The 19442-nt window shown below is 38.3% G+C and carries 17 protein-coding genes and 1 pseudogene; 7 read left to right on the plus strand and 11 right to left on the minus strand.

Annotated elements, in window-relative coordinates; translation table 11 throughout:
- Positions 1-10: 10 nt before the first annotated feature.
- Entirely contained in the window at positions 11-382 is a 372-nt protein-coding gene (locus tag CLV96_RS14195) for a PAS domain-containing protein (RefSeq protein WP_004787871.1), read from the minus strand.
- 27 nt (positions 383-409) lie between these two features.
- Positions 410-814 carry a hypothetical protein gene (locus CLV96_RS14200; RefSeq protein WP_004787850.1) on the minus strand — a complete coding sequence of 135 codons (405 nt, stop codon included), beginning with the start codon at positions 812-814 and terminating at the stop codon, positions 410-412.
- Between the two features lie 68 nt (positions 815-882).
- Here CLV96_RS14200 and CLV96_RS14205 point away from each other — a divergent pair, with 68 nt between their 5' ends.
- Entirely contained in the window at positions 883-2127 is a 1245-nt protein-coding gene (locus CLV96_RS14205; protein WP_004788197.1) for a methyl-accepting chemotaxis protein, read from the plus strand.
- A gap of 64 nt (positions 2128-2191) precedes the next feature.
- Positions 2192-2686, plus strand: a complete 495-nt coding sequence (locus CLV96_RS14210; RefSeq protein WP_004788131.1) for a YiiD C-terminal domain-containing protein — start codon at positions 2192-2194, stop codon at positions 2684-2686.
- A 3-nt stretch (positions 2687-2689) separates the two neighbouring features.
- Here the strand turns inward: CLV96_RS14210 and CLV96_RS14215 are convergent, their stop codons facing one another.
- The 5 genes from CLV96_RS14215 to CLV96_RS14235 all read right to left on the minus strand — a co-directional run bounded on the left by CLV96_RS14215 (position 2690) and on the right by CLV96_RS14235 (position 7710).
- Complete coding sequence (locus tag CLV96_RS14215; RefSeq protein WP_004788060.1) at positions 2690-4675, minus strand: hypothetical protein; 1986 nt, start codon at positions 4673-4675, stop codon at positions 2690-2692.
- 194 nt (positions 4676-4869) lie between these two features.
- Positions 4870-5334, minus strand: coding sequence for a TraR/DksA family transcriptional regulator (locus tag CLV96_RS14220; RefSeq protein ID WP_004788004.1), 465 nt, complete (start codon positions 5332-5334; stop codon positions 4870-4872).
- An 8-nt stretch (positions 5335-5342) separates the two neighbouring features.
- Positions 5343-5504, minus strand: a complete 162-nt coding sequence (rpmG, locus tag CLV96_RS14225; protein WP_081581570.1) for a 50S ribosomal protein L33 — start codon at positions 5502-5504, stop codon at positions 5343-5345.
- A gap of 34 nt (positions 5505-5538) precedes the next feature.
- On the minus strand, positions 5539-6483 hold the full coding sequence (locus CLV96_RS14230; protein WP_004787995.1) for a bile acid:sodium symporter family protein: 945 nt from the start codon (positions 6481-6483) through the stop codon (positions 5539-5541).
- Between the two features lie 24 nt (positions 6484-6507).
- Positions 6508-7710 (minus strand): aminotransferase class V-fold PLP-dependent enzyme, encoded by a 1203-nt coding sequence (locus CLV96_RS14235; protein ID WP_004788234.1) that lies wholly within the window; start codon positions 7708-7710, stop codon positions 6508-6510.
- Positions 7711-7765: 55 nt separating this feature from the next.
- Between CLV96_RS14235 and alr the strand changes: the two genes are divergently transcribed.
- On the plus strand, positions 7766-8896 hold the full coding sequence (alr, locus tag CLV96_RS14240) for an alanine racemase (RefSeq protein ID WP_004788041.1): 1131 nt from the start codon (positions 7766-7768) through the stop codon (positions 8894-8896).
- A gap of 8 nt (positions 8897-8904) precedes the next feature.
- Positions 8905-9798 (plus strand): alpha/beta fold hydrolase, encoded by an 894-nt coding sequence (locus CLV96_RS14245; protein WP_004788155.1) that lies wholly within the window; start codon positions 8905-8907, stop codon positions 9796-9798.
- On the opposite strand, the gene CLV96_RS14250 is transcribed toward CLV96_RS14245, so the two are convergent.
- Positions 9795-10604 carry a carbon-nitrogen hydrolase family protein gene (locus tag CLV96_RS14250; RefSeq protein ID WP_004787874.1) on the minus strand — a complete coding sequence of 270 codons (810 nt, stop codon included), beginning with the start codon at positions 10602-10604 and terminating at the stop codon, positions 9795-9797. The two genes, CLV96_RS14245 and CLV96_RS14250, sit on opposite strands and share 4 nt — an antisense overlap.
- Positions 10605-10624: 20 nt before the next feature.
- Here CLV96_RS14250 and argB point away from each other — a divergent pair, with 20 nt between their 5' ends.
- The 3 genes from argB to CLV96_RS14265 are packed head-to-tail and all read left to right on the plus strand — an operon-like array spanning position 10625 to position 13862.
- Positions 10625-11503 carry an acetylglutamate kinase gene (argB, locus tag CLV96_RS14255; protein WP_004788114.1) on the plus strand — a complete coding sequence of 293 codons (879 nt, stop codon included), beginning with the start codon at positions 10625-10627 and terminating at the stop codon, positions 11501-11503.
- Between the two features lie 6 nt (positions 11504-11509).
- The gene (locus CLV96_RS14260; RefSeq protein ID WP_040917466.1) at positions 11510-13255 is read left to right on the plus strand and encodes a SpoIIE family protein phosphatase; all 1746 of its coding nucleotides are present in this window, start codon (positions 11510-11512) and stop codon (positions 13253-13255) included.
- A 16-nt stretch (positions 13256-13271) separates the two neighbouring features.
- Positions 13272-13862, plus strand: coding sequence for a hypothetical protein (locus CLV96_RS14265; protein WP_004787860.1), 591 nt, complete (start codon positions 13272-13274; stop codon positions 13860-13862).
- A gap of 27 nt (positions 13863-13889) precedes the next feature.
- Here CLV96_RS14265 and CLV96_RS14270 read toward each other — a convergent pair.
- The 3 genes and pseudogenes from CLV96_RS14270 to CLV96_RS14280 all read right to left on the minus strand — a co-directional run bounded on the left by CLV96_RS14270 (position 13890) and on the right by CLV96_RS14280 (position 19424).
- Positions 13890-17091, minus strand: a pseudogene (locus CLV96_RS14270) (efflux RND transporter permease subunit).
- Positions 17072-18070, minus strand: coding sequence for a heavy metal-binding domain-containing protein (locus CLV96_RS14275; RefSeq protein ID WP_004788156.1), 999 nt, complete (start codon positions 18068-18070; stop codon positions 17072-17074). Before CLV96_RS14275 ends, CLV96_RS14270 begins: the two are co-directional and overlap by 20 nt.
- Entirely contained in the window at positions 18060-19424 is a 1365-nt protein-coding gene (locus CLV96_RS14280) for a TolC family protein (protein WP_004788014.1), read from the minus strand. Before CLV96_RS14280 ends, CLV96_RS14275 begins: the two co-directional genes overlap by 11 nt.
- Between the last annotated feature and the right edge of the window lie 18 nt (positions 19425-19442).

The raw sequence follows: 19442 nt of genomic DNA on the forward strand, positions 1-19442 counted from the left end.
TGAGTTTCTATTATCTTAATTTTACGAAAATCCAATTGGTATTAGAAGGATTGTCATGATACAAATGGATCACTACGTTTGTAGGTTTCATTTTATATGTAAAAACGTAATTAAACGCAATGTCTAAGTCTCCTGAAACCATACCTTCTTTAAATCTTCCATAAAATATTCGGTTATTGGTACAAATGGCAACTTCGGTAAAAAAGTTTTTACCCACTGCCGTTTGGATGGGGACATTTGCAAGTTCTGACTCATATTTATTGTATAATAATATTTTCCCACTACCATCAACCTTTACAATGCCAAAAGATGCCGCATCTGCTTCGGATTGCGTTAATGTTCCAAGTTTTCCAATGATATTTTGGTCTATGAATTTGCTCATTAATTTCGTTCCTAGTTATTATATTTTTTATGTTTCGTATTCTGAATACATTGAATTCAATTGTTCTTCCATTCCCTGGATGAGTGCGTATACTTCTTCCATAGAATTGGTTTTTGTTTTTCGAAACAACTTCGCTTGTTCTTCATACAAGTTAGATAGTTGTTCTTCCATCGACTGAATATCTGCTGGAGTTGACTGACCTGTATCTGAATTAGAAAAAGAATTTTCTTTTTCTGAGTACAATGCCTCAACTTGAGTCACTAAATTTTTTGTCACTTCAATCAGACTGGTTACATCTTCCGCACCATTCACTTGGCTGCGGACAAGTTCGTTGATCCAGTAAATGATTGAGTTCTGCGATTTAGCTTTTTCCAAACGCAAACGTTCTTCCAGAGGATAATGTTCTTCGATTTCCCTTTTGGTAAATATCATAGTCTAACCCATTAGATTGGGGAATGTTCCAATTCCTCCAAAAAAAATAAAAAAAACTGAATCAACAAATGGGAAATAATAAAAATAAGTTCGAAGTTACCAACGAAAAATATGAGATCGCAAAACAATTGGTTCGTTTGGATGGATTTTTAGTAACAATACTAGTTGGATTTGTGATAATGATCATTTCACAATTCATAATGGGGACATTTCCTTCTCCATTTCCTATTTTAATTGGAGTCATTACTTCTATATGTACTCTAATTTTTTTCTATCTATTCTTCCAAAAAAGAAAAATCGCAAAAACATGGGCTGGCGAAAGGTTTCAAAAAGTAGATCCTGTGCTTTTACTGGCAGGTTATGGAATTGATATCCAACAGTATTCCGAATCTTTATTAGAAAATTGTTCTTCACTCCATATGCGGTTAGATGCAATCAACCAACATATCATCGATCTCAATGACAAAATTCATACTACAGGAGAAGACATAGACAGAGTGTATCAAATCGTTTCTCTACTTGCAACGGAAGAAGTAAAACTTATGGAAGCTGTTGGCAAAACATCAGAAGAAATTGATATCATGTTTGATATTGTGAATGTAGTTATTGCGGAAATCCAAAGTAGAAATGAGACTATGGAAAATTTAGTTTTTTTAAGCAAAGATGGACGAATCAAGGTAGCTGATACAAATAAAACCATTAAAAAAATCACTGAATCCTCCGGAAATATTTTGAAGTTAATTGATTTTATTAATGGAGTTTCCAAAGAAACTAACCTTCTCGCTATCAATGCAGCCATCGAAGCCACACATTCCGGATCTGAAAGTAAAGGATTTACAGTGATCGCAGATGAAATCGGCAAGTTATCATCTGTGACCGCTAACAACGCAAAACAAATCACAAAGATTTTAAAAGAAAATATTAATGATTACGATAAGGCAGAAAAATTAGGTATTGAATCTGGTAATGCATTTCAATTCATCGCTGACGAAATCCATATTGTTCACGGAACCATTGCTGAAGTCATTCAATCCATTCAGGAATTGAAATCAAGAGGTGGAGCCATTCTTTCAAAAGGAAAAACTTTGGATGCTGTTGCGGAACGTGTGAGAGATACATCTGGAGAGGTTTATGGCGAAATTGTTACCATCCATACCAGTTTGGAAGATATCCAAGGACTATCTGATACCATTCAACAGGAATGTGAGGAAATTCATAGCGCTCAACGAGAAATTTTACTTCTGACAGAAAACTTAAAGGGACAACTCAAAAATATTTCCAATCAAACAGATGAAATTTTGAGTGTAGTTTGATTTTTCCTTTTTGAAAGAATAAGAAAATGTAGACCGATCATTCCACATTTTCATTCTTGTGATTATGAGACACAGAGAAATACTTTTAGAATACAAAGTCCATCCCTTATGGCAGTTTTTAGAGCAGACCTATGGCTTTGAACAAGCATTTCGAATGTTCAAACCCTATGAAGGTGCCAACATTCAACCACAACTCGTAGACAAAAATACAATGGTAGTGTCTATGCCTCTTATTTTATCAAACACAAACTATGTGGGAACCCATTTTGGAGGTTCACTCTATTCGATGTGTGATCCATTTTTTATGTTTTTACTAATGATGAATCTTGGAAAAGATTATATGGTTTGGGACAAAGGGGCAAAAATTGATTTTGTAAAACCCGGAGAAGGTACGGTCACTGCAACCTTTCATATCCCCAATAGTGAATTTGAGGATTTAAAAGAACTCTTGAAAAAAGAGAAAAAAACCATTCGAACTTATGAAACAGAAGTAATTGGTGAAGATGGGAAAACCGTCGCCAAAATCACTAAGGATTTATATATCCGAAGATTGGTCTAAATATTAAAACTGGATTCGATTGTTTCCGTCAAAACTGGACCGGGGCAATCGAAATTCCAATCGAGACCTGGACTTAAGTCTGACAAAAGACGCACCTTTCGGACATTCTCCTGACCAAGTATAACCTTGATTAGTCTCAGAAAATAACTCTTGTTTAATGATAACCCTATCCGAGTTTAAAAAAAGAATTTCGACAACTAAACTTTTACTTTTTGTTTCTAAGACAATCCTTCCTGCTCGTGAAGGACCAAATTCAGAAAGTTTCCATTCCCAAACTTTCCCATGAAATTCATATTCATAATTAGGCGGCTTTGGAGGAATTGTCGCAGCTGATTGGTATTCTCCTAATTGGTTTTTTCTAAATTCAGAACCAATCCCCAAATCCCAAAATTTTCCAGAATAAAAAAGAGCATAATTGAGGGGAAGACCTACCGAAAGGATTAGTAACAAGGGTGAAAACCAAATTGTTTTTCGGAATTTATCAAACGAAGGAGAAAAACCAGATCCTTTTTCACCAAGTAGGATTAAATAAAAACAGAGAAATGCCCCATCAGAGTTTTGAATTTGTACACCGAAAAACAGAGGGATGATGAGTAACAAACTCTGATTCCATAACCCGCGTTCCCATAAAAAAACTCCGATATAAAACAAAAAAACAGTGGTTCCAAGTATTCCTAAATCATGGATAAGCCATAAATAAAAGTTAGGTGGAAAATCAATCATCCCGTTGGAAGTTTTGGTTCCAACCCGCAGAGGATCAAGCAAACCAAGTGGAAAAGAACCAATTCCATTCCCCAACCACAAATTGTTTTTTATACCTTCCATACAAATGGTAAGAAGTTCCGCACGAACTAAATCCATTCGTTTTAAAGCCAAATAAGGCTCCGTTTTCCAAACGGAAATTGAATCCATAGAACGTTTAGACAATTCTACCAAATCCCAATCTTTTTTTAAAAAACTAAGTCCGTATAGAATAAGGAAAAAAAACAAAGGTAGGAGGAAGTAAGAACTAATCCTTATGATTCTTTTTTTGGTAATAGAAACTATCCACAAATCCGTTGTTAAATGAATTATTCCAACGGCATTACAAATAATCCATATCACCCAAAAAGCCTTTCCCTGTTTGACTCCAAGCCAAGTCACAAAAAGAAAAGATAGAATGGCAAGAATCAAACTAAATCTTTCTTTGGATTTTCGCCAAATGCTAACGAGTTTTGAAATCCAAAGAAGGGATAGAATCGGGAAGATCCAGGAAGCTGATCCAGAGTCTTGTAAAAGTCCAGTTGTACGGCCTACTTTGACACTTTCCAAAGTTCCTTCAGAAAAAAACTCCAAACTCCAAACGAATTGGATGAACATAACAAGTAAGTTAATCCCAAAACCTATAAAAATTCCAAACCGCAATTGCTCCGACAAACTATCCTTAGATGGTGTTGGCATGGACCTTTCTTCCGAAAAAAGATATAAAACCACAAAGGCAGTGGGAACTAAAATTTTGCAAGAGAGCCCCATCGCCTCCCTAGAGGAAAGAGAAGGAAAATACAAATACTCCTGGACCCCAAGACCAGAGACCAAACCCAATCCCTGGTATTGGAAAAGACAAAGCAAAGCGAGGAAAAACAAAAAGATAATAAATCCAAAGTAAGTAGAATACCAAATGGGAAGATTGGATTTTCCGGTGGGATTTCGAATCATCCAGTCTGTAAGAATCTGTTCGGATTGTTTGGGAAGAGCGATTTCGTTTCTTCCCAGAAGGATAAGGATGATCTCTCTTGTCCAGATCCCAAGAATAGAACCTAAAAACAAACCGACCAGTTGGTAGGAACCCACCATCGGGAGTCCCGACAAATAAGGCAATCGTAAGAAAGTAAACACTCCAAGAGCCGTAAAGATTCGACCCCATTTCCGTTGGTACATTTGGGGGAAAAATCCAAAGGCAAATTGTAAGAGAAAGGAGGGATAAAAATAATTACCGGGAACCGGTTCCACATACCGATGAAGGCTCCAAAGGGAGTACGTTAGGATGGAGAAAAAGAAAAGATCAAAGAACGGTAAGGAGCGCAGCCGGTTTGGAAAACTCACGATAGAAAGAGTTTAGAGTAAGGCACGGCAAAGCAAATGCAAATTTATAAGATCAGGGAGAATTCGGAAGATCTTTTAGGAAAAGGACGAAGGGATTTCTCTTAATCGAGAGAATCCACATCCATTCCGGTGACTGGATAAGCAGATAAAGAGTCCATACGGTATCCACCAGCACGGTTGCGGCTCTTCGCCATTTGTTCTGCAAATTCCACAGTAAATCTTGTCCACGGGATTGCCTTGAGTCTTGCGATTGGAATTTTTTTCTTAGTCCCTTCGCAGATCCCGTAGGTTCCGTTTTCAATCTTTTCTAACGCAAGTTCGATCTCGCGTAAAGTTTCAATTTCGTTTTCAGTCAAAACAGAAGTTAAGGCCTCTGAATTGAGTTCGGATGCGATGTCCGCAATATCCCCCATCTCCTTCAATCCAGATGGAGAGCTAGTGTCTTCCCATTGGTTGAGTTTGATTAAGAGGGACTCTTTTTTCTCTTGAAGGAGCTCACGCACCTCTTCAATGAACTTTTTGTCCACTCCCTTCTCGGATGAAGATTTTGCAGCTGGTTTCGGCATCTTATTCCTTAGACTTTGGTTTCCTTGTGATCTGTATGGGATTTGCAAAATTTGCAATATTTTTTAGTCACAAGTTTTTCCGACTTTGTCTTCTTGTTTTTAGTCTGGAAGTAATTTGACCGCCCAGGGATCGCACATGGGACACAGGTTAGTTTTATGATTTCTCTCATAATTTATGCCATGACGTACCGACCCCATATATAGTCAATCGACAATAGCAGGTTTTTTCGGTTCCCTTCTGAAATAGGTCGCAAATAAACTCCCAAGAAGGGAGTGGGTCAAACTCGATAAAGCACTAGGAATTGCCGTGTTCGGATCGAGAAAATGTGTCCTTGCTAACACTGCCCCAAGCCCTGAATTCTGCATCCCCACCTCGATCGAAATGGTTTTTGCCGTTTTTGCATCTTTTGTCAGATACCAACTAAAAATTCCACCGAGTCCAAACCCACCTAGATGCAAAAGGATGACTGCAAAGAAGATTCGGAAGTCGGAGTTTAGGATGGTATCTTTTCCACTGGCAATGATCGAAGCTACAATCATTGCAATTAAGAGTACAGAAAGTACGGGAAAAAAATCTTGGATCTCTTTTGTGAGTTTTGGGAAAATTGATTTTAAAAATAATCCTAAACCAACAGGAACTAAAATCACTTGGAATGTCGTTAACACAAGACCCCATCTGTCAATTTCCAACCGACTGCCAATCAACACTGCGATGAGAAATGGTGTCATCATGATCCCAAGGATCGTGGAGACAGAGGTTAGGGTAACACTTAGAGGAACATCTGCTTTGGATAAAAACGTAATTACATTGGACGCGGTTCCTCCCGGGCAACAAGAGACAAGGATGAGTCCTACAGCAAAGGATTCTGGGAGTTGGAACATATACCCAAGCGAAAACCCGAGTATTGGCATAATCGTATATTGCAATACAGTTCCAATGAGAATTGGTTTTGGTTGTTTTAAGATTCTGATAAAATCTTCTGCTTCGAGTGTGAGTCCCATCCCAAGCATAATCGCACCGAGGCTATAGGTGATCCAAGGGCCTTTGAACCAAATGATTTTTTCAGGAAATACAAATCCAATGGCAGAAATGAAAAGAAGGACAGCTGGGAAAGCAGTGACAATCAGTTTAGAAATTTTAGTGATCATTTTGAAATCAAATTAACCTTTCACCTAACTTTGACTTAGGTATTCTTTTAAGGTTTCTTTCACTCGGGCCACATGTTCTTCTTCAATCGCAATATGAGGAGCCATTCGGAGTCGGCCCAGTCGCACCGCAGCCGTAATTTTCCTTTGTTTTAAAAAGGCTTGGATGGCTTCTGGTTGGAACTTGGATGGATTTTTATGACCTGTGATGGCAATGATTCCCGTTTTCACATTTGGAAAAGCATCTGATTCTAAAGTAAAACCTAACTCATGAAGAGCGTCCTTAAACATCCCCGCCACTTCATAAATCCGCTCCCTCACCCGAGAAAAACCAAGGGTGGACAACATTTTTAAAGATGCATAAAAATAAATCCAATCATTGAAGTTAATTGTACTTTGTTCAAATTGGTCAGCAGCTGGTTTCCATTCATCCCGATAGGGAAAATAACTGGAATCGTTCACCACGCTGGCCTGGCCTTTGAAAATCAGTTGGAAACCTTTGGATTCCTCTTTTGATAAATACACCACTCCGAGTCCCAGAGGTCCAAGTAACCACTTCCAGGCGGCAAAAGCACAGAAAGCCACTTTCAGTTTCCCAAAATCGAGTGGGATATGACCTACAGCTTGGCTACCATCAATCACAAGTTTCGTGTGATGAGTTTCACAAAGTTTAGAAACAACATCCATATCAAAAACCACTCCCGTACACCAATGAACAGGTGATAGGCTAAGGATAGATACGTCTCCCTTTTCTAATTCGTTTTTGAGGTTGAGAAGAAATTCATCAGGGGTTTTTCCCACAGGTATAAATTCTAAACCCACTCCCTTTTCTTTCCAATGTTCCCAAGGATATACATTACTCGGATATTCGTTTTCTAAAACAAGAATCCGTTTTCCTTTTGGAATTTGGATGCTATGGGAATAAAGATTCATCCCCTCACTTGTGTTATGTACGATTCCTATCTCGGATGGATCACAATGCAAAATTTCTGCGATGTAACCACGGATGGCGGCTTTGATCGTTGGTTCGGCAAAACTGGGGGCAAAGATACCAAACCTTGCATATTCTTGAAAGTAGAGATTCATCATCTGGGTGGCGTAGGTGGAAACAGGTGTGGTCCCACAATAATTCAACCAAACGGAATCATTCTGTACGGGGAAATACAGGGAGATCCCTTTCCAAGAATGAAAAGGGGGAAAGGAAGGAAGTTCAGTGTGATTAGGAGACATTCAAAAATAGAAATATCTGAAGCGACAGAAGAGAAAAGTAAAAAAAAATGGGACCGTGCTCTCATCTCGAATTTACCTCTCACGTTCGGCCTTTAGCCATAATATCGCCTTATTTCGCAAACTGATTGGGCCAAAAACCAAGTTTACTGCCATCATCAAATCCAATGCCTATGGACATGGGCTCCTTGCCACAGCCTCCATCGCACTCGATGCGGGTGCCGACTATTTGGGGGTCAACTCTTTAGAAGAAGCTTTGTCCATTCGACGTGTATTCACCAAAGCCACCATCCTCATTATGGGAAGTATTCCCGATCTAAAAGAAAGAAAAGAATCTTTGGCAGATGAAAACTTTTGGGTGATGGTCTCTCGTATCGAAGAAATCGAAATTTTATCCAAACTTTCCCCCACTCCCAAAATCCATTTGAAAGTGGATACGGGAATGTCTCGTTTAGGAATCCCAACAAACACTGCTGAAGTTTTAGCCAAAGAAATTTTTGAAAAAAAACTCCCTCTTTCGGGAATCGCCACTCACTTTGCCAGCACAGAAGATTTTACAGAACATAGTTATTCTATGTTACAACTCAGTAGATTTCAAGAAACCATCGATACATTCGCTAAACACGGGTTTATCGACCTAATTTGCCATTGTGCCTCTTCTGCCTCTGCCATGTTATTTTCCGAAGCAAGGATGGACTTGGTTCGTGTGGGAATTTCTCTTTATGGACTTTGGCCAAGTTTAGAGACAAAACTATCTTTATCTCTTATGAAAAAAGATGTGGGGATGTTAAAACCCGCACTCAGTTGGAAAACCCAGATCCAACACATACAAAACCTAAACCAAGGTACATTTATTGGGTACGGGTCCACTTATAAAACCACACACGATACGAAATTGGCAGTTGTTCCCGTCGGATACTATGAGGGACTCGACAGAAAACTTTCCAATCACGGGTATATGCTCGTTCGAGGAGAACGGGCTAAAATTTTAGGAAGAATTTGTATGAATATGACCATGCTTGATATCACTCATATCCCAGATGCAAAACTAGGTGATGATGTGGTGATTCTGGGTAAGTCAGGAAACGAGATAATTTCCGCAGATGATCATGCAGCTTGGACAGGAACCATCAACTACGAAGTGGTCACAAGAATTTTGGGATCATTCCCTCGTATCATTGAAGACTAGAGGATTTTATGTCAGAAAGACAAATTTATAATTGGAAAAATCATCGACTCACTTATGTGAAACACAAGTCTCTCAATCCCAAAGCCAAAGAAACAATTGTTCTCATCGGTGGTTGGTGTTCGGCAGCTGGGTATTGGGGCCTCAACATTCCTTTTTTTCGTCAGTTTGGAGATGTCATCGAACTAGACTTAGTTGGACATTATCCAGCTGAAATTTTTGATCAAAAAAAAGGACTCACCCTCCAAGACTTTTTAGAAACGCAAGCCCAAGGAATTTGGGCCTCAGCCGGAGAAAAAGACATCACCCTTGTGGGCCATTCGACAGGTGGGATGGCAGTCCTTGCAATCGCTTCTTTATTTCCGCAAAGGATCAAACAAGTCATTTCAATCGCACCTTATGTCCATGGACCTGTCCCTGGGGTTTTGAAAATTGGTGTGGTGGGCCTTCGTGCAAACTTAGGGAGTTTTTTTGACTTTGGATTTAAAATCGGGAAATCACTACCGAAAGCTCTACAAATTGGATTTTCCTACGGAGTGTATGATTCTTCTGCCTTTCATGCCCGTGAAGATATCAAACAATTCCTCAAAGACTATAACCCACAATTCGAATGTTTGAACCCAAGACAAATTCTAATGATCCTAGAGATGTTAGATAGAACCGACATTCGACCCATTGTTTTTGGGAACCAAGTCCCCACGCTGATTATGCGTGGAGAAGAAGATCCCATCATACCTGGAAAGGATGTGATGGAACTCGAAAGGACTACCCCTCATGTCAAAGCAGTTTTATTTTCAGAATGCGGACATTTTGTACATATGGAAAAACAAAAGGCTGCTGAAAAAGTGATGAAAGACTTTCTTCTAATGAAAAAATCTTCTTCTACAAAGAAGTCTTTTTTCTAAAATAGACGATGATTTAGGCTCGGTAATTGGTTTCGAATATCGCTTAACTTTTGTAAGTCGATTTCGGCGATAGCAAATCCTTCTTCTTTGTCTATTTCATCTAAAATTTCTCCCCAAGGGGAAATGATGAGCGAATGTCCAAAGGTTTTACGATTCCCATGCGGGTCATGAATTCCTGTTTGTCCAGGTGCCAAAACATACATAAAATTTTCAATTGCACGTGCGCGAAGGAGAACATGCCAATGGGCTTCTCCGGTAGGAACTGTGAAAGCTGCCGGCAAAAAACAAAGCTCTACTCCTTTCTCAGAAAGACTACGAAAGAGTTCCGGGAAACGAATGTCGTAACAAATGGCAGAAGAAATTTTTCCGTACTCGGTTTGGATGACATCAGGAACCTTGCCTCCACTCTCTGTAGAATTTGACTCACTGTAATTGAATCCATCGCCCACCACTGCATTGAATAAATGTGCCTTATGATACCGAAAGATTTCCTTTCCTTCTGGACTTGTGATGACAGCAGTGTTGTAAACCTTTCCTGTTGGCGCCTTAGTAGGAAAACCACCTCCAAGAAGAAAGATTCCCAGGTCTTTTGCTGTTTCTTGCAAAAAGGCATTTGTCTCTTCTTCAATTTGCCCAAGGAGATTTTTTTTCTCTGACTCACTTCCCATAAAGGAAAAATTTTCGGGAAGGCCTATGACTTTGGCACCAGCACTTGCCGCCTCTTCCACAAGTTGCCTACACTTAGTTAGGTTATTTGAGATTCTTGCTGTACTTGTGACTTGCACTGCGGCGGCTTTAAATTTCATTATCATAAATGAGGACTTTTATGAACCACCATTCCGAAAAAATCAATCATATCTTGGAAGCTCTTCCCTATTTGATCAAATATTCTGGTAAAACCATTGTCATCAAGTATGGCGGGGCTGCCATGGTGGAAGAAGAATTAAAAGCGTCTTTTGCTGAAGATATTGTACTCCTCAAATATTTAGGGATCAATCCTGTCGTGGTTCATGGTGGTGGACCTGAAATCAATGCTCTAATCAAGTCACTCAACCTAAATACCCAGTTCATTCGTGGGCATAGGGTTACTGATGAAGCCACGATGGAAGTGGTGGAGATGGTTCTTACTGGAAAAGTGAACAAACAAATAGTATCTCTCATCCAAGAAAAGGGTGGAAAACCCGTTGGGCTCTCTGGAAAAGATGGTGGGCTTGCAGTTGCGGAAAAATATCTGATGGAAGTGGAAGGGGAAGACGGTAAGGTTCAAAAAGTGGATTTAGGCCTTGTGGGAGAAGTGACAGAAGTAGATCCCAATATTTTACTCACCTTACAACGTGAAGGTTTTATCCCGATCATCTCACCGGTCGCCATGTCCAAAGAAGGACAAACTTTAAATATCAATGCAGATACAATGGCTGGTGCCATTGCCGAAGCCCTTCATGCGGATAAACTCATTTTACTCACCGACACTCCTGGTATCCTCATTAACGACCAACTGGTAACGGGTCTCAAAAAAGGGGATATTCACGGGTATATAAAAACTGGACAGATCTCTGGTGGCATGATACCAAAAGTAGAATGTTGTTTGCGAGCCATTGACTCTGGAGTCAAAAGAGCCCACATCATTGACGGTCGAGTACCACATTCCGTCTTAATTGAAATTTTAACCAACCAAGGGATTGGAAGTTTGATCGAACAAGGATAGATTCGGATGCCTACAAAATTACTGACATTAAGTCTGATTTCAGACATAACCAGCCGCATCAATTCTCAGGAAGATTTAAATACACTTCTCGGAGAGATAATGGGGATCACTCGTGACGTTCTCCAAACCGAAGGTTCTTCCCTACTCTTATATGATAAAGAAAATGATCAGTTGGTTTTTAATACAACCAGTGGCTTAAAAGAAGAATCTCTTGCCCACCTAACTGTTCCTAGAGGGAAAGGAATTGCAGGAATGGTTTTGGAAACCCTCAAACCAGAAATAGTCAACGATGCTGCTAATGACCCTAGGATATTCAAAGCCATTGACCAAAAAGTAGGTTATGTTACTAGAAATTTACTTTGTGTTCCTATGATTGCGCAAGGAGAAGTACAAGGTGTACTCGAAGCAGTAAATTCTCTCGACAATCGTGATTTTAATCATACCGATATTAAAATTTTAAAGTATCTTTCGAACTTAGCAGCGATTGCTGTTAAAAATCGGCTACTGATTGATAGCCTCAATTTACGAGCAAACGAACTGAATGGTTTGTTCCAAATTTCCCAAGCACTTGCCAATATCCAAAGTTCAGATGAATTTATGGATCTTGCAGTCAAAACCATTTCCGAAGTTTTGCAGGTAGACCGAGTATCCCTTCACTTTGAAAAGATCGAAAAAAAAGGACTTCCCCGAACCAAATCCAAAGGCTTTTCCGATCAAATTCATGACGAAGATGTAGAAGTTTTATTATTTGCTGATAAAGCCGATTGGATGTTCAAAGGGTATAAAATCATTACAGCAAATTCTCCACAAGGAATCCAACTTACTCACAAAGGTTTATTCCAACATAGTATGATCCTATTCCCTATCTTAAAAAACAAAGAATGGTTAGGTTCTCTTGTTGTTTCTGACAAAACATCTCGTACTCGGTTCGATGAGATGGACATTCGAATTTTAAGAACACTTACCAACCAAGTAGGCGAAGCTTACACTGCCTTACAAGTTAAGATACAAAGTGAACGCTTGAAAAACATCGACCGTGATATGCAAGTGGCGGCAATGATCCAAAAACATTCGCTCCCCATCATCCCAAAACAATATTCATTATTAGAATTTGATACCTACTACCAAGCTTCAAGAGAAATTGGGGGAGACTTCTATGATATGGTGGTTCACGGAAAAGATGAAGTTTCTGTAATCATTGCCGATGTGTCTGGGAAAGGAACACCAGCTGCCCTTTTTATGGAATTTTCTAAAACGGTCTTACAACAAGAAGTTTCGAAGACTAGCTCCACAAGTGAAGCTCTCTTCAATGCCAATCAAATCTTACAAGACAAATCTGGTTTCTTAATGTTTGTCACAGCGATGCTTGTGCGAATCAATATGACAAAAAAAGAATTAACTTATTCTTCTGCTGGTCATAATTTACAAATCATCTATCGTAAAAAACACCATAAAATCCAGCATCTTTCTGGCAAAGGTCAACCAATGGGAATTGGAAATTGTGAGTTTTCTGAACATACAGTAAGTTATTTACCAGGTGATTTGCTTGTGCTTTACACAGATGGTGTCACAGAAGCCATGAATATGAAAGAAGAACTTTTTTCAGAAGAGAGGCTAGAATCGGTGATCTTATCTCATATCAACGATCCTCCAGAAGTGATCAGACAAGCTATTTTACAGAAAGTCAGTGAATTTGTGGGAGAAGCAGAGCCGCACGATGACCTTTCTCTCTTTATTATTCGTCTAAACTAATAGTAAAGGAGTTTTTATGAAACGCATTTTATATGCAATGGCAGTGACCTTACGACTGGATAAACTGCACAAAGCCATGTTAGATGCTGTCATCGAAACACGTGTCAAAAACGCATTACAAACATCTGACAAACTTCGAAAGGAACAAGACCGTTTGCGAGAAAAAGAATTTCGCAAACAAATGGAAGATTTACAAAACAATCACAACAGTAGTTTTGAAAATTATAAACTAGAAACTGAAAATTTAATTCGAATATTCAAAAACCAGATCCTTGTGGAAAAAAAAGAAGTTCTGAAAGAACGGGAAGTGGTGCGCGAAATGCAACGCCAAGCCATGATCCGCGAAAACAGATTCCAACATTATATTCTACGATTTAAAGAAATTCTCTTTGTAAACAAAAAGGTTGTGGAATCCATTCAAAGTCTGGTCAAAGTAGAATCAAACATCGAAGACCTGTTATACGAAATTGACAATTACGATGAAAGTAAATTCATCAAAAAACCAGAAATGATTTTGGATACGGAATTCTTAAAAGAACTCCATAAAAAAGAAGAAGAGATCCGGGACAATATTCTCAAGTTCCAGAAAAAAGTAGAAAATAGCTGAAGTTTCCTCTTCAGCTATTTTTTCCCATTACACAAACTCGGCCAAAATACGATTCTTTTGCCCAATCTCTTTTTGTTTCCAAAGAAAATAGATGGCTGGGTAAACCAGAAGTTCCAATACAAAACTTGTGACAAGCCCTCCAACCATCGGAGCAGCAATCCGTTTCATTAGATCAGAACCTGATCCCGTTGCCCACATAATTGGCAATAACCCAATGAAACCTGAAAGAACCGTCATCATCTTGGGTCGAATTCTGTGCACTGCCCCCTCAATGATCGCTAGTTTTAGTTCAGATATATTCATATCCGGATTTTGGATTTTATGTTTCTCAAAGGAAAGATCTAGGTACATCAACATAAAAACCCCTGTTTCCGCATCTAACCCTAGTAGTGCGATAATTCCCACCCAAACGGCAACAGAAATTTGGTAATCCAAAACAAATAACAACCAAAAGGCGCCGATCATAGAAAATGGAACTGCAGTTAATACAATTGCCGTTTTCATCATGGATTTGGTATTCATGTACAAAAGAAAGAAAATCAAAACGAGTGTAATGGGAACCACAATCATCATCCTATTTCGTACACGAACGATATTTTCATACTGTCCGCTCCACTCTAAAAATACACCTTTAGGAAGATCCACTTCAGAATCTACGATTGACTTCAACCGATCCACAAATCCAAGTAAATCACTGTCCGTTGTATCTACATAAACATACCCGGTTAAAAATCCATTCTCATCTCGGATCATAGTAGGTCCTACGTTGTATTCAAGAGTTGCCAAATAACTCAAAGGAATATGACCTCGATTTGAAATCGGAATCAAAACTTTTGAAATCATTTCCAAACTATCACGGTATTCTCTGGGATAACGGATTTGAATGGAATACCTTTCCCTTTTCTCAATTGTTGTGGAGATTGTCTCTCCACCCAAAGCAGAAAGGATTGTCTTTTGGATGTCTTCAATGGTTAAGCCATACTTGGCAGCGAGCTCCCTCCTAATTTTAATATCGATATAATATCCGCCGGATGTTCTCTCTGCAAATATGGAGCGAACATTTTTTTCTTTTTTTAGAACGGTTTCTATGTTGATTCCAACTTCTTGGATTTTTTCAAGATTTTCACCTAACACTTTTATGCCGATCGGCGTTCGAATCCCCGTAGACAACATATCAATCCGAGCACGAATTGGTTGCGTCCATGCATTAGAAAATCCAGGAATTTCCATTTGTTCATTCATTTGTTTCACAAGGTCTTCTTTGGTAAATCCATCCCTCCAATCTTTTTTTGGCTTGAGAGTGACTATGATCTCAAACATTGAGATTGGAGATGGATCAGTGGAAGTATCTGCTCTTCCAGCTTTTCCATAAACCGATTCCACCTCAGGAAAACTTGCCAACTTCTGATCCATGATTTTTAATACTCGCTCGGCTTCGCCAATGCTAATCCCAGGAAGAGTTGTTGGCATATATAAAATAGAACCTTCATTCAATGGTGGCAAAAACTCTGTCCCTAACTTAAAATAAATGGGAACAGTAAAGAGAAATAACAATACCGCAGTGACGATTGTTTTTTTGGGATGAGTCAAAAACCAATTTCACTACAGGTTCATATATTGCATACAAACGTTTGCTAATCGGATGGTTTTTCTCTGAATAGTATTTGCCTACAAAGATACTTGTGAGTATGGAATTGAGAACAGGTGTAAATTTAGAAAATGGATCCATACGAGTGAACAACATACGAAATGCAGGATCAACTGTAATGGCAAGGATTGCAGCAATCGCCATGGTAAGGTTCTTTGAAATTGCTAGCGGTCTAAATAATTTCCCTTCTTGGTCAACCAGTGTAAAAATTGGGAAAAAAGCAACAGCGATGATGAGTAAAGAAAAGAAAACAGAAGGTCCCACTTCTAGGAGTGCTTCGAGTCGAATTGCATGGAAGTCACCTACTCGACCCGATGTTTCCCATTCTTCCAATTTTTTATAAGCGTTTTCCACCTCTACGATGGCTCCGTCCACAAGTACACCAATCGATAAGGCAATCCCTGCAAGGGACATTAAATTAGAACCAATGTCAGCCAAATACATAGGTAAAAAAGAAAGGATCACTGCAATTGGGATTGTAAGGATCGGAACAATCGCAGAAGGGATATGCCACAAAAAAATCAAAATGATGATGGAAACAACAATGATTTCTTCTGTTAACTTTTCTTTCAATACACGAATCGTTTCGTTAATGAGGATGGAACGATCGTATACCGGTTTGATTTTTAAACCTTTGGGTAAGGAAGTTTCCATGGATTTGATTTTATCTTGTACCGATTCAATCACTCGTAAGGCATTTTCCCCATGCCTCATGATGACGATACCAGAGACTTGATCCCCTTCACCATTCCAATCCCCAACACCTCTCCTTAAGTCGGGACCATCTACGATAGTGGCAACTTGCGATAAATAAACAGGAGTTCCAATTGAATTTGCACCTAACGATATTTGTTCGATATCTTCTTTGGATTGAACATATCCTCTAACACGGATCATATATTCGGCACCACCAATTTCGAGTAACCTGGCTCCAATGTCATCGTTTGATTTACGAACCGTATCAATGACTCGATCCATATCGATTCCAAAAATTTGTAATTTTAATGGGTCAATTTGGATTTGGTATTGTTTCTTAAATCCACCCACAGTGGCAACTTCCGCCACACCTGGAATCGAATTCAGTAAATACTTTAATTTAAAATCTTGAAATGAACGAATTTCAGCCAAATCCATCTGTTTTGTTTCATCTACTAATACATATTGATAGATCCAACCAACACCTGTGGCATCTGGCCCCAAACTTAAGTTTACACCCGCTGGCAGATTATTTTGTAATTGGGAAATGTATTCATTCACTCGAGAACGTGCCCAATACAAATCCGTTCCATCTTCAAAAATCACATATACAAAGGAAAACCCAAAGTCAGAAAACCCTCGAATCGCTTTTACCTTGGGAGCACCAAGTAACGATCTGACAATTGGATAAGTTACTTGGTCTTCAATAATATCTGGACTCCTATCCCATTTGGAATAGATAATCACCTGAGTATCAGACATATCTGGCAATGCATCCAAAGGAATATTTTTAATGGCAAAAATTGAGATTAATACAAAAAATAAAGTTGTAATAATAACCAAATACCGATTGTTAGCTGAAAATTTAATGATTGTGCTGATCATTTTTATCTCCACCTAACTTTAATTTTGATTCCGAATCTAAAAGAAAACTTGCTTTGGATACAATTTCATCATTTTCTTCCAGACCTTCAATCACCTCTACCCATTCAGTGGAGGAAAACCCAAGTTTTATTTTCTTTGGAATATAATGATTTGTATCGGTTTTTTTATAAACTAAATCTGATTTTCCCGTTGGGAGAATGGATTCTTTTGGTATTCTCAATACATTACTTTTTTCAATTTCATAGGTACCTTGTACATACATCTGAGGTTTAAACAATTCCAGAGGATCTTTCACCTCACACCAAACAGACAAAGTTCTTGTGTCTTGATTGATCAAATTTCCCATCGCCACAATTTTTGCCTTGGGAAGAGCATTCGTTTCTGTGAGGTTCACTAAATCAATGAACTTCCCTACTTTTAAGTATGAAAGATCATTCTCATACACCTGGAAAACCAATAGGGCATATTGATTGGATCTTCCAGTCAAAAAAAGGTTTGAGTTTTTAGAAAGAGTGTATTGGATCTGCTTCTCACTTAATCCCAACTTGGTGAACCTCAAACGAATACCGGCACGAATTTCTTTCCCCCATTCATTCTCCGAACCAATGGATTTATATTCATTAGCTGTTGAAAAAATCTCAGGGTCATAAGCAACTTGTCCACTGAGATTAATTGTTTTATTGATTGTTCCCTTCGAAACTTGAATCGTATCTAAGTTAAGAATTGATTGTTTATTCTCTGATAACTTAAGATCAGGTTCTTTTTGTAGAGAACGATTTTTGTGTTCAGATTCAAGTAGTGGATCTTCCTTTTTCACCAGTTGCATTCCACATATCGGACATTCTCCTGGGTGATCCATTTCGATCTGAGGATGCATCGGACAAGTATAAATATCTTTATGATTATGAACAGTTTCACCGCACGAAACCAAGAATAACGACACAATAAAGATAGGGAAAAGTATTTTTTTAATCCTCATGATTTTCTCCTTCTGGTAATAAGTGATTTGTTAGTTGCAGTAACTTCAAAACAGATGACCAACGTTTGAATTGAATTTGATGTACTTGCGATTGCATTTCTAATGATTCGACAATAAAATCGTAACTCTCTCCTAATACGCTCTCTCCCTTAGCATATGATGAAAGTGATGTTTTTATGTTCTTTTGGAAGGATGGCAAAAGATTGTTCTTAAAATGATCGAATCTTTGTTTATTCCCTAACCATGCTTCGATTGTTGCTTGGTATTCTGACTTAAGTCGAATTTGTTCCTTTTCTTTTTCTCTTTGTAATCTTGTGATTCTGATCGCATTTGATTGGTTTAATTCATCTACTTTTGATAAAGACCAAACAGGAACACGAATTGTGACACCTGCACTCCAGAGGTCACCAGCAAACTCAGGATTATCCATGATGCTTAAGTTCAAAGGGCCACTATCAAGCAAGAAGGGTTTACGTCTCCGTTGCATATAACTCACAAAAATTTCAAAATCAGGGAAATGCAAAATCTCATCCTTTTTGGATTCAATCATCGCTTTTGTCTGGTTCAATTCAGCAAATTGTATGAGTGGAATCTTCGATAGCGAATCCCTAGACAATTCTTGTTCAATATTACTTTCTTTCTTTTTCAAATAACCAATAATCTCTTCTTCAGTAATTAAATTGGCACCAATATCATTCGCATAAAACTCGAGGGATTGTTTATATTCTTTCAATGTTATCGTTTTCTCAATCACTCGGTCTTTCATTCTTTCGATTTGATTTTTTGTTTTGATTATGTTTGATAACTTAAATTGTTCTGAAACATATTGAGAAGATTCTAATTTGACTTTTGTATTCAGTTGTTTTTCAATGCTAAGTAGGTCGTTTAATTCCCTTTCCATTGCAGCAATTGATAAAACCAATTCAAAATAAGATCGTAAAAATTCATTTTGGACCCAAACTCCGCTCCAATAATCCAACTCCGAATCCGTTTTCAAAATTTGTTTTTCTAGATTTAATTTACCAGGAAAAGGAATTTCTTGTGATATAGAATATTCTTTTCCCGTCATACTGGGTGTATCAGGCCTTGCTCGATCGGTATCAAATCCAGATCGATAAGGATAGGATCGATATGCAAATCCAAATTTGGGATCAGGGTAAACATCCGCATGTTTGGATCGAAATTCTTTCTCTTTAGCTTCCAAAAATTTCAAAGATACTTCTGGATGTTTTTTTAATAATTCGTTTATTTTACTATCAACATTGTCTGGACTACCTGAATACACCTCAGTACTGAACAAACAATAAATCATAAATATAGAATATTTTAATATATTTAAATAATAATTCCTCATAGAATGACCTCCAATTTT

The sequence above is a fragment of the Leptospira meyeri genome (assembly GCF_004368965.1).
Classification (GTDB): Bacteria; Spirochaetota; Leptospiria; order Leptospirales; family Leptospiraceae; genus Leptospira_A; species Leptospira_A meyeri.